Origin of the sequence: Paenibacillus sp. VTT E-133291, from assembly GCF_002264395.1 — a bacterium.
Taxonomy (GTDB): Bacteria; Bacillota; Bacilli; order Paenibacillales; family Paenibacillaceae; genus Paenibacillus_AQ; species Paenibacillus_AQ nitricinens.
Window position 1 is genome coordinate 1 of sequence record NZ_NFVA01000132.1, and the last position, 13179, is coordinate 13179.

The 13179-nt window shown below is 41.6% G+C and carries 7 protein-coding genes; 1 reads left to right on the forward strand and 6 read right to left on the reverse strand.

All coding sequences use genetic code 11. From position 1 onward, the window contains the following. Positions 1–63: 63 nt before the first annotated feature. The 5 genes from CA598_RS29375 to CA598_RS29395 all read right to left on the reverse strand — a co-directional run bounded on the left by CA598_RS29375 (position 64) and on the right by CA598_RS29395 (position 7785). Positions 64–972 (reverse strand): carbohydrate ABC transporter permease, encoded by a 909-nt coding sequence (locus CA598_RS29375; protein WP_373455854.1) that lies wholly within the window; start codon positions 970–972, stop codon positions 64–66. A gap of 22 nt (positions 973–994) precedes the next feature. Next, positions 995–1885 carry an ABC transporter permease gene (locus tag CA598_RS29380; protein ID WP_256990701.1) on the reverse strand — a complete coding sequence of 297 codons (891 nt, stop codon included), beginning with the start codon at positions 1883–1885 and terminating at the stop codon, positions 995–997. Between the two features lie 122 nt (positions 1886–2007). Next, positions 2008–3654: an extracellular solute-binding protein gene (locus CA598_RS29385; RefSeq protein WP_094878772.1), complete on the reverse strand. Its 1647-nt coding sequence runs from the start codon at positions 3652–3654 to the stop codon at positions 2008–2010. A 219-nt stretch (positions 3655–3873) separates the two neighbouring features. After that, positions 3874–5493, reverse strand: a complete 1620-nt coding sequence (locus CA598_RS29390) for an extracellular solute-binding protein (RefSeq protein WP_094878773.1) — start codon at positions 5491–5493, stop codon at positions 3874–3876. Positions 5494–5538: 45 nt separating this feature from the next. After that, complete coding sequence (locus tag CA598_RS29395) at positions 5539–7785, reverse strand: helix-turn-helix domain-containing protein (protein ID WP_179281602.1); 2247 nt, start codon at positions 7783–7785, stop codon at positions 5539–5541. 568 nt (positions 7786–8353) lie between these two features. Here CA598_RS29395 and CA598_RS29400 point away from each other — a divergent pair. Next, entirely contained in the window at positions 8354–9745 is a 1392-nt protein-coding gene (locus CA598_RS29400) for a SpoVR family protein (RefSeq protein ID WP_094878774.1), read from the forward strand. Positions 9746–9815: 70 nt separating this feature from the next. Here the strand turns inward: CA598_RS29400 and CA598_RS29405 are convergent, their stop codons facing one another. Then, entirely contained in the window at positions 9816–12827 is a 3012-nt protein-coding gene (locus tag CA598_RS29405; protein ID WP_094878775.1) for an S-layer homology domain-containing protein, read from the reverse strand. Between the last annotated feature and the right edge of the window lie 352 nt (positions 12828–13179).

A 13179-nucleotide genomic window follows, 5' to 3' on the forward strand; every position in this document is an offset into this window, starting at 1 on the left:
TACACTGTACACTTGACAGGGAGCACTTCATATCTCGCCGGCTAATTGTGTTTGTTTGTTCTCCTAGCCCTTTATCGAACCGATCATAACACCTTTTTCAAAATATTTCTGAATAAACGGATACACAATGAGAATCGGTAAAGTAGATACAATAATAACTCCATACTTAACCTGGTCAGCAAATTGCTGAGCATATCCGCCTGCACTGCCGCCCGAGCCTCCGCCTTGGGAGAAAACCTGGTTGGATAATAGAATATCACGCAGAATGATTTGTAACGGCTGCAGGTCATTAGAATGAATATAGATAAGCCCAGTAAAGAAATCATTCCAATGTGCTACCAGATAATACAGCGCAATGACCGATATGACGGACTTAGATAAAGGGATCGCAATATAGAAGAAAAATTTAAAATGAGTACATCCATCCAATGCTGCAGATTCATAAATTTCTTTAGGCAGTGAAGCTTCAAAGAACGTGCGTGCGATGATGAGATTAAACACATTCACTGCAAAGGGAATAATAAAAACCCACATCGAATTGGTCAAGGATAAATCCTTCATCAGGATATACGTTGGAATTAGTCCACCATTAAAGAACAATGTGAAGACGAAGAAAAACATCAGTAATCGGCGTGCACGGAACTCTTGTCTGGATAGTGCATACGCTGCAGGAATTGTAAGAAGCAGATTAAACAGTGTTCCCAAAACTGTATAAATAACGGTATTCTTGTACCCTATCCAAATACGCATATCCTGAAAAATTTGCTCGTAGCCAAAGAAGCTGACTCCTCTGGGAAATAGAGTAACCTTGCCTGTGGAAACCAGTGTCTGGTCACTGACAGAAGCAATAATAACAAAGTACAAGGGATAAGCGACGATCAGGAAAATTAGAACACATAAGATAATGATCAAAATATCAAATAGAATCTCACCCGTGCTGCGCTTGTGAATAGTTGTCGCCTGCATAAGCATCACCTTTCGATGTTCTTTCCATTTACCAGAGGCTAATATCTGAGTTGCGTTTGGAAATCCAGTTCATGGTAACCAAAAAGAAAAAATTGATGACGGTATTAAATAATCCGATAGCTGACGAATAACTGAATTGATTGGAAAGAATACCAATTTTATAAACATAGGTGGAAATGACCTCTGATACGGGAAGGTTCAATGAATTCTGCATCAAGAATACCTTCTCGAATCCGGTTCCCAGTACATTCCCCATACTCAGAATAAATAATATGATGATTGTCGGAACCAAGGCAGGGATATCGATATGCAGAATCATCTTCCATTTGTTCGCTCCGTCAATCTTGGCAGCATCATAGAGACTTGGACTCACTGTTGATAATGCGGCCAGATAAATAATACTATTCCATCCAGCATGCTGCCAAATATCCGAAATCACAAACACCGGGACGAATGAATTCGTGGAGGCGAGCAAATTAATGTCTGCATCGCCAAGCTTGGAGATCAGTTGACCAAGGATTCCTGTATTCGGTGACAGGAGAACATTCAGCAATCCAACCATAACTACAATTGAGATAAAATGAGGCATATATACGATGGTCTGCAGCAGCTTCTTAGTGCGGAACCATTTCACCTGATTCAGTATAAGCGCTAGTATGATCGGTGCCGGAAATCCAAGAACGATTGTTGTGATGCTGATAATCACAGTATTTCTCATCAAATCCCAAAACTGATAGTTATTGATGAATTGTGAGAAATAATGCAGACCGCGCCAGGCCCCGCCTGCCAATCCACGCGAGAAATCATAATCCCTGAAGGCAAGCTGAATTCCATACATTGGAATATAGTTAAAGATGATAACTACAACGATCGCCGGAATAATCATAATCCATAATTGATAGTCGCGTTTAAGCTCCATTAGATTTCTTCTATGTTTATTGGGAGTTATTGAGGACATCATAAGCCTCCTTAATAAGGAGACAGCTTCTCTTCATCCTGTAAAGAAAAGCCGTCTCCAGATGTTCTATAAATCTTTACAGCTTATTTCTTACTTTTGTAATCATCATAGTATTTCTGCATAGTGGACAAGTTGTTATCCAGCCCCATCTGCTTAATGTTACTCACATAGGAGTCCCATTCCTTGGTAACTCCCCCTTTGGTAACCCACTGCGAGAACTTAGACATCGCCAGATTAATCATATTCGTATTCACTAACACCATGGCATTGTTGTCTTCCGGGTTATATTTAATGAACATGCTTGGTAAAATATCGTTATCCTTGTCAATCCCACTGAGGACCGCCTGCAGGGGTTCTGTCTGTTTGCCAACAGATTGCATATCAGTTCCAAGTGTCAGCTTCAATGAATCAGAGATAAAGGTAGGTCCATTATCCGCCCAGGTTGATGTCCACTTCCATGTGCCTGGGTCCATTTGGCTGTCAGCAGGTGGCAGGACCGCGTAGCTTCCATCTCCATTATCTTTAATGTTCGTACCAAGTGAACCGAATAGTACCTGCATACTAACTGTAGGATTATACAGCTCATTAATAAATTTCATTGCCGCTTCTTTATTCTTGGACTTAGCAGACATGACGACCATATTACCGCCGAAATTCAGTGAGTAGCCGTCATAGTCATAGGACTGCTTAATCGTTGAATCTGCCGAGACTTTAAGCGGAGCGATCGACTCATATTGTGGAGCCAAGGTGTTGCCGAAGCGGTCCGTTACTTCCCAGCCCCATGAAAAGCCAACCTTCGCTTTGTCCCCGCTGCCGCGCGCAACCGATTGGAATTTGGAATAATCCTGCGTGAAGGCTTCCGGGTTGATTAAGCCAGCCTGCCAGCACTTATTCATGAATTCCACGAACTGCTTGTATCGATCATCCACAAAGTAATTTTTAATCTGGCCACCCTCAGTGAAATATCCCTGACCACTACTATCCGTTAATGTAATACCTAAACTGCCAAGCAATATTTGTGGCTGAAAATAACCAAATCCAGTCGTCCCCACCGGAGCGAAATCCATAGGAATTTCATCATTTACATCACCATCTCCATTGGCATCCTTCTCTTTGAACGCCAGGAGCACATTATATAATTCATCCCAATTAGTCGGTTCCTTGAGACCTAAATTGTCTAGCCATTGTTTATTGATATATTGCCGGCTTACCGTATCCGGCCAGAATCGTTGATATTTCGGTAAACCGTATATTTTGCCATCCAGCTGTGTAGCAATTAATTTGGTCTCCGGCTTCTCTGTAAACATCTGTTGAATGTTAGGGCCGCCTGTTGAAATGAGCTCGGTTAAATCCTGAAAGAGTCCGGTGAACTGGGCAAAATCAGCATCCGTGATCACATTCGGTCCTATAAGGATATCCGGAATATCTCCTCCGGCTAACAAAGCGCCTTTTTTCTGATCCCAGTCCGCTGAAATTTCTTGCCACTCAATATCTACCCCCACTTGCTCCTCAACCTTGGCCAACCATTCCATTTTGGCGAACTCTTGCGTAAGAGGATGCTTCAGCATGATCCCTTTTAGTTTGACTGTACCGGTTGTAGAATTCGTTGACGAACTTGAATTAGAAGAAGAGGCACCCTCATTACTCCCGCCTCCACACCCCGCAAGAATTGTTCCAAATAGGCTAAGTGCTAATACGGGCTTCATTACCTTTGACAAATATCCCCTCATACAACGAACCTCCCTTTTTGGTTTAACGCGCACGTTCAAGCTGTGAGGCGAGCATTTGGAATATAATTTATTGCTTCTTGCTGCTCGCGCTTTACATGTCAGCCACATCGCAACTTTAACCCGGGGTTGAGGCGGTTGTATACGAACAAGAATTTAAGTATTCGCAATATTTGAAAGCGTTAACAACTTTATGATTTCGGGTGTTTTTTGAATTCGTTTTCAATTATTGTTGACGTTCAAATTTGGTTGAGCATAATAATCCTCATACCCCTGTTGATATATTCTGTACAGTACTGGCAGTCCCATTTGTTTCAGCTGATTAATATACTGATCCCATTCTTTATCTACAGTTGAATTCATAATCCATTCCGCAAATTTCTCATCGACCAGTTTAAATATATCTGATTTCGCCAAGGCCATTTCATTAAGCGCCTCTGACGAAAATTTAATCATCGGATAGATGTCCACTGGTTTAGGTTCATAAGCTTTATAGATGCTGTCCAATTCTCTTCGTATCGTTACCGCAGGAGGAACAATCGTTTTGTTCTCCAATGATTGCGAAAAGTAAAGCGGACCATTATCCACGAGAGAATTCGTCCATTGCTGTGTATCCTGATCACCTTCTGGAGCAGGTACTATGGTATATATGCCGTCAGATTCCTTAGCCACATAATCAGGCATGGAGCCGTAATAGCCTTGGATCGAATTTTCCTCAGAGTAGAATTGATCAATCCATTGAATGGTCTCAACAGGATGCGGATTAGCTGTTGTCATGCTAAACAGATTGGTTGTTATTCTTACGCGAGAAGGACTCATTGGCCATAATGGCGCCACATTACTACTGCTGCGCAGCGGTGGCAAAGCCACATATTCATCGGCCCATTTACCAACGCGATCTGTTAATGACCAGCCGAAGGTCACACCAACCGTTGCCACATCATCTTGTTGCGCACTTGCTTTCATTCCTGAATAATCTTGCGTGAACACGTCAGGGTTGATCAGCTTTTCCTTCCAGAGCTCTGCCAGGTAAGAGACTAAGCTCTTATATTCATCACTCTCGAACAAAAATCGGATCTGCCCTTTCGTCACTCCGATCATCTCCTCGGTGAAATTATCTGTCACTCCATAAGCCCCTAGTAAACTGGTCACACTAAATAGACCTCTGCTCCCCAGACTTCCTCCAGCACCTGCCCACCAGTCCATTCCAAGCTCATCCTGCTTCCCGTTGCCATTGGGATCTCCATTGCGAAAGGCGGTTAATACCTCGCGCAATTCTTCCAGCGTAGTCGGTTCTGTCAGTCCAAGCTTATCCAGCCATTTCTTATTAATCATCAAGACATTATAGCTATCTGTATTAATCGGTCTTACACCAGGAAGAGAATACATCTTCCCATCCGGAAATGTACTCACCCGCTTGGTTTCGGGAACTTCTTCAAACATTCTCTTGATATTCGGGGCATATTTATCGATATATTCACTAAGGTCTACGAATTTATCTTTATTCGCGATGATATCCTGATCGGTCAATCCAGCCAAAAAAGCATCAGGCAATTCTCCGCTTGTCAGAGCAGTGCTTTTCGCTTCTTCCCATCCGTTACGTTTCTGCATCCAGTTCACATGAATTTTTGCATCAGAAGCGATGCGATTCAAATAAGGAATATCCTGAAGATTCTTGGATAGCTGATGTGTAGGTGTCATCACGCTAATCTGTACCCTGTCTAGCGGCTCTACATTGCGCTCTGTAGTATGTTCAGACTCATTATTCGCACTGCATCCCTGGAGCAGTATAATCACCGGTAGCATACATACACATATAACCCATCGTCTCATTCCTCGCATATTGAATCCCCCCGTATCTTATATCTGCAATAGACAAGAAGATATTCACTTGTTAAACAATCTGAATTGCCCAGGTGTGACTCCTACATGTTTTTTGAAGGCGCGAATAAAGCTGGAAGGGTTAGTGTAGCCTACCCTGCCTGCAATCCAATCAATAGTTTCATCGGAATGAATAAGCAGCTGCTTCGAATGATTGATTCGGCGCCCATCCATAAAGTCTTTAAAGTTCTGTCCGGCGTTCTTCTTGAAATAGTGGCTAAAATTCGACACCGACATCCCAAAGTGATCGGCAATAGCTTGTAGTGAGAAGTTGATATCGAACTGATTCTCTTGAATATATTTAAGCACTTCATCCAATGTAGCTGCCTTAGAGGAAGTATGCGTACTAGCCATCAATTCACATAATATATCCGCACTTTTCTCTAAAATCTCAGTGATCTGGGCTACCGTAATACGATTGTGAAACGATGTAATCCCAAGCTGCTCCATATTCTCCTGATGCTTTAAACGAATCAGATTGTTTAATATAATGGTCGAGATATTTACAAATACAGCCCGAATCATATAGGGAGGCGTTCGATCATGTTGTAGAAACTCAATGAGTCGTTGAACTGTTTTCTGCACTTCGGTGACATCACCCGTCATGATGAACAATTCCAGCGATTGAATCGTTTCAGCCGGATAAGGTACAGGCTCATTCCGCTGCTGCATCAGATCATGAAAGGACAGGATGGAATCTTCATTCTTGATGCGTAAATGTTCGACTGTTCTAAGCGCATTAATATAAGAAGCATGAAATTCGCCTGGGTTATCAACGGTATTTCCTATTCCGATCACAAGCTTAGCGCCGGTAACCAATTCAATCTCAGCCTGGAGCTTCATGAACATCTCCCGTAATGCTTGCTCCGCTGTGTGTGTGGAAATAAATAGAATATCATCATTATGAATACTCCGAATAAAATACCCTTCCATTGCATCCTCGGGCTGTAATTTAACGCTCTTCACAATTTCAAATACTTGCTCGATATCTCCAATCACATTGATGACCACAGTCGTGCATTTCGCATACGTAAAGGTGATGCCATAGGACTTTGCCTCTAGCAGCATGTCTTGAAGTGAAGAGTACTGTCCACTTATGATTTCATATAGAATATTATCACGTAACTTCGGAACGATACTTTGGACATTCCGGTCTAATTGCTCTTTCGACTGGAACAGATTCTGGATTGTAGAGCGTATAATATCAAACTCATTGCCGCCACTTTCCGTGTTGCCTTTAAATGCATGTCTGGAGAATTGGACAAGGGACTTAATCGGGGCATAATTATTACGGATGGATAAATAGATGATAATAATCTCAGTGAGCAGGATGGATATAACGAGAATAATTGTGTTGCGCTGCGTTTCCTTCGTCTCCATTAGTACCGATTCCAGCGGATTCATGCTTATGTATTTCCAGCCATTCTGCTTGGAAACGGTCTGGGAGGCAATATAAGCATCTCCGTCATAATCCATTTCACCGCCTGATGGTGATGCTTGCAGCTGCTGAATAAATTGCTTAAAATTCGCCTCATGCAAATCATCACGATGGTTGAGTGAAAAGATAGGGGTGTTATGTTGATCAAGAATGATGAAATCTCCTGTATAGCTATTAGACACTGACTTCATCATTCGCTCGATCGTATCATGCCTGATCATATAGATGACGCAGCCTTCGGATTGGTCGACACCTAGAGGAAGAGGAATCATCACCGTAATCATCTTAACGCGTCCTTCGCCAAGAATGGCAACATCCTCTGAAGGGCGAACTTGAATAGAGTTGATTACATTGATCTCTTGGTTGAACTGCTCTTGACTCCAAGACGTATATACATAACCATTCTTAGGATTCATAAAGCGCTCCAACTCATAGATATACCCTGTACTTGAGAACAGATACCCACTTTGTTTGATATATAAGAAAGTATCATTCAAGAGGGTATCTGTTGTTTTGTATTTCTTCATCTCATTAGCCACGACGTATCGCTGGTATGCATCATTTTTTAATAAGGATAATTTGATTTCAGGATTAGCTACAATCGAAGTGGGGAGAGAATAGATTGGCCGCATAAACAGATCCATACTGCTGGCTACTTGCTCGGTAATATGTGTATTCCAGTCCAATATTTTATTCTTCACAATTGAATTGGAATATGGATAGTAATAAAAGATAATAACAGAAAGCGGCAGCAACAAGACAATAATATATGAAAGTAGAAATTTCCATAAAATATTTATTTTAAATTTACGCATTTTTACCTCCATAATCATAATCACTGAGGAGTACCACTGGGATGTGCAGCTATACTAAGTTCATCTGCTCCTTCCTGTATCTCAACAACGTCAACCGAGGATTTCCAATCTTATCACTCCCACTTGTTAGATTTAGGCTGAATAAGGAATGTTCCAAACAAGATTTATGTTTTTGTTAATCATTTAATAAATCTACATATGAATACGGTTACATCGCTAAATTAGCACATGCATTGGCGATTGTAAATACCGAAACGGTATTCATATAAACTTATTTATATTTAATTAAATTAAATCTGCAATGCTGTAGCTTTCATGTTGAGAAATTCACACTGGAGAATGGGTTGCTTAACAAGAAGCTACTTATCTTGATGGAGTGATATTCTCCCGACATTCAAAAGTCTTTGTGCCATAGGGACAACGAGGAAGAGTTCGACATATTGCCCTTCCCCTACCCATATACATAATATGAACTACATTGATCGACCCATCTATATGAAGCCAAACCCCATTTCGTGAGGGTTTATTCAGGTTGGATCTACAGAATTATAGGAGGGAGCACAGAATCATGCCAAGCGAAGAAATTAATGCGTTGGAGCGGGCGATTGCTGAAATTACTGAAATAGCTACTGGCTTCGGCTTGGATTTTTATCCCATGCGTTATGAAATATGCCCAGCAGATATTATTTATACATTCGGCGCTTATGGAATGCCAACACGATTTGGTCACTGGAGCTTCGGAAAGACGTTTCACAAAATGAAATCCCAATACGATTTCGGGCTGAGTAAAATATACGAGCTCGTTATTAACTCCAACCCTTGTTATGCCTTCCTGCTCGATGGGAACTCGCTGATTCAGAACAAACTGATCGTAGCTCACGTGCTGGCACACTGCGATTTTTTCAAAAATAACATGCGTTTCTCTATGTCCAACCGGGATATGGTCGAGAGTATGTCAGCTACAGCGGACCGAATCGCCGGTTATTCAGTGACCTACGGCACCGATGCTGTGGAGAAGTTCATTGATTCGGTGCTGGCCATTCAAGAGCATATAGATCCCAGCCTCATTCAGCCGCGCAAGCTGGGTAAGACCCATCTGCTGGAAGCCAAAATGAAGGAACTCAAGAATGCCCCTCCGGGTGGCTCCAAACCAGCCAATCCGTACGACGAGTTATGGAATCTAGACAAGAGCAATTCTGGACCACAGGAAGCATCATCCGGAAATCGGGCGTTCCCACCTGAGCCGGAAAAAGATATCGTCTGGTTTATCCAGCAATATTCCACCGTCTTGGAGGATTGGCAGCGAGACATTATGACCATGCTCCACGATGAAATGCTCTACTTCTGGCCACAAATGGAGACGAAGATCATGAACGAAGGCTGGGCTTCGTACTGGCATCAGCGTATCGTCCGTGAACTGGATCTAACGGTTGAGGAAACCGTAGAATACGCTAAACTAAATTCCTCCGTCGTGCAGCCTTCACGGCAAAGCCTGAATCCATACTATCTTGGTCTAAAAATCTTCGAAGACATCGAACGCCGCTGGGACCGTGAGAAAATATTTGAGGTTCGCGAGTTGGAGTCCGATACTTCTTTTATTCGCAGCTATCTGTCCAAGGAACTGGTGAACGACCTCGATCTTTATGTTTTTGAGAAAAAAGGCCCGGAATGGAAAATCACCGACAAAGCATGGGAAAACGTACGTGATCAACTGGTACTCGCTCGAGTCAATGGCGGGTCACCTTACTTGGTCATTGAGGATGCCGACTTTGAGAAGAATGGCGAGTTATTTATCACCCACCGCTATGAAAGCATCGAGCTGGATCTGAAGTATTTGGAGCGCACGCTCCCGCATATCTATTCGTTATGGGGTCGGACCGTTCATCTACAGACCGTTGTGGAGGACAAAAAGGCTAGGTTTTCGTATGATGGCAAGAAGGTGCAGCGGAAGTTTATTTAGGGGTTAGCTTTACGAAGGCCCACAGAGCATCAGCGCTCTGTGGGCCTTCTTCATTTTAGTTGTTATGTTATTACCACTCTGGTAAGGGCACTATTATAACGACTGGACCCGGGTTAGACTTCCCATCAATAACCGTGAAATTAGTTCCGATAAAGGTGGATATTTTGTTCGTTAGATTTAAATGGGACATTACTCTATAGTTACCATCAGGTAAATAAAAATCAAATTTGCCATCAATCATTGAAACAGTTAACTGAAAAGTAGATCCCGACTCCGTACTAATCACAAAAAATAATCCGTCTGCTAAGTTCGATCCATCTGAATAGGTTAAAGTACCTGTAATATTTTTTTGAGGTAATGCTATATGGATTGAAACCGGACTAGTCTGCTCCTTCCCTATTGTAATAGGAAAGCTTAGCGGTGTTTGATTTTGATTCAAATCAGTAAATGTATTAACTTCATATGACCCCTCCGGTAAGTAAAGGTTAAATTCTCCATTTTTTACTTGGAAGAAGTTTTTAGTAGCAGGCTTCTCGGAACCAGTGCTAACAAGGCCGAGCCATCCATTTACCTGTGATCCCTCCTCAGAACTAATTGTCCCCGTATACTTCTTTGGCACTATAATATTTAGTAGATTCGGTTCAGGTTGGTCATTTGCTATTATAAAAGAATAATTTAGTCGTATTTGCTCTATGCCGCTAGATAAATTAATTAATTGATAGGCACCTTCAGGCAAAAACAAGGTAAATATTCCTTGGTAAATAGCTGCAGTGAAAAAGGACTGGGAACCATCTACATTAGTCTTATATACGGTTATAGATCCATTTGTTATAACACTTCCATCCGCATTTTGAACACTACCAACATATGCTTTAGGTATCGTAATTGCCAACGGACTTGGGATCGTCTTACCGTTAATCACCGTGAACCTATAATCTATTGAAATTCTATTAGCGATATTATTGACGAAAAAATTATCTGCCTGGTAGTTACCGTCAGACAAATACAGGCTATACTCGCCCTCTAGAACCTGTGCGAAATAACCTGGAACCTCTGGACTATCTGTTCTATGCACCATAAGTGTTCCTGAAGGTACTACTGATCCATCTACCCTAGCGATAGTCCCAGTAGTCTTAGGAGGAATTATTATAGCAAGTTGACTTGGGTCAATCTGACCATTAACAATCTTGAGTTTATAATTTAGTGAGATTTGCTCTTTGGTTTCATTATTAATCTGATTAACTAGATATGTTCCATCCGGTAAGTACAAAGTAAATCCACCTTCTACTATTTGTGCATTGAAAATAGCAGATACATTGGGCTCTATCCTTGAAATAGTTAACGAACCGTTTCTTACTGAAGTACCATCATGAAACTTAACACTACCTTGATGTCCTTCTGGGATTACAATATCAAGCGAACTAGGGTCAGGCTGTCCATTAGATACTTTGAAAATATAATATAACGAAATCTGCTCCGATGAGTTTAAATCAGAAACCTCTGTAATTAGATAATCTCCATCATGTAAATTAATATTAAATTTCCCGTCAATCACCATTGTTCCGTAACCAATACTCATATCATTTTCAACCTTTTTCAAAGAAAGAATGCCCTCTTTAAATAATTTCTGACCATCTGCACGTGTAACTGTTCCAAATACATTATTCACTGGTCCCGGCGTGCTTGTTGGTGCTGGTGGTGTCACTTCAGGCGTAAATGTCGGCATTGGAGTTGGTAATGGAGATACAATAGGCGTTGGCGCTGGTGTTGGTGTTGGTGTTGGTGTAGTTACCGGTGTCGGTGCCGGTGTCGGTGCCGGTGTTACCGTTGGTACCGTTCCCGTTCCCCCCGGTGATGATCCGCCTGGCGAACCAGAAGAACCAGATGTTATTCCTGCAGGAGCCTGTGTAGGCGCTGATACTGATCTAGTTACACCGTTAATAGTTATGCTCACATTTGAAGATACATCTTTTCCAACTTCTAAATTACGTGGGGCTTGTTCCATAATAATTCCGAGTGCATTTATAATTGCATGAACAATCGTCCCATTCCCTACAACATTCGTACTAGCGTTCAGAATCAAAGTTTGAATACTCACTCCATTAGCAGCTTCAATAGTTGCCGCAGATTGAACCTGAAGCTTATCAATAACTGTTGAACCTATAGCAACAATTCTAATCGTCCCTATCTTCTTATCAACAATCACTGAGGTTAGTCTAACATTTTCGAAATGAACACTGTGAGCTCCCCCACCTTTAACCGTAGTAATACCGTTAACCGTGACATCTTTTAACAATATATCTCCCTCGGCAATTCCTTCTGCGAGTAATAAGTTACCCGTGATCGTCATGTTTCTTAGTGTTACATTAGGAGAGTTAATAACTACGTCTCCGCTTACTTTCTCATTCCCTGTTAAAGGACCATAAGTACCCGCTATATCGTACGAGAGGCTTCCTATAGAAGCTTCATTCTTGATCGTTAAGGATCTGTCCAAGATTACGATAGCCTCTGCACGAGTAGCAAATGATTCTGGATGAAAGGTGTTATCCGCATATCCCGACATTATTCCTTTATCGTATACAGACCCTATAGCCCCTTTACTCCATACAGGACTAGCTGATGTGTCGCTAAACTTATTAGCTGAATCTGAAGAAGGCAGTGCAAGTAATTTACTAATAATCAACGCAAATTCTTGTCGTGTGACCTTCTTATTAGGCCCGAATGAACCATCTAAATAACCTTGTATGTATCCTGCCGCATTCGCCACTAAAAGACCTGAATAATACCAATCTGAAGCTTTTACATCTTTAAAAGAATGCTCCTCCGTCTTAACAAATCCAAAAGACTTATTGATTAGCACAACCAATTCAGCTCTTGTAATCGAATGATCCGGTTTAAAATCCCCGTCTGGATAACCTGATACTAGTCCTTTCTCCATCCATTTCGTAATTTGCGCTTCAGCCCAAGTCCCTTGAATATCAGAAGCCTTACTTGCAAAAATCGTACCGAAAGGTAATGAGGTAAGACAAACAATAAGCATGAATACGATAGTTTTCTTTAATAAAACCTGTTTAGTAATCACTTTACTCCTCCTATTTATGTATAAAATGAACTACAGATACTTCTAATCCTTTAACTATTAGTTCAATAGTGCTAGAGAATTCATAGCGATCATATCATACTGTTTTTTACATAGGTGTCTTATTTTGTCGATCATGATATGTTGTTTTCTTGTCTATTAGATCCGCTCCAGATGCTTCTATTATTAGCACGTTAAAAAGCCCGCAGCGTATAACCCGCTGCGGACCTTCTTACGTCGACACCCCGTATCGACTGAATAATTGAACTTTGCAAATGCTGCTGAGGTAAAAGTAACGTAGGGGAAGTTTGGAACTGTAGGAGCGTAGCGTTCGCCCGAAAGCTTTCCGTAGGAA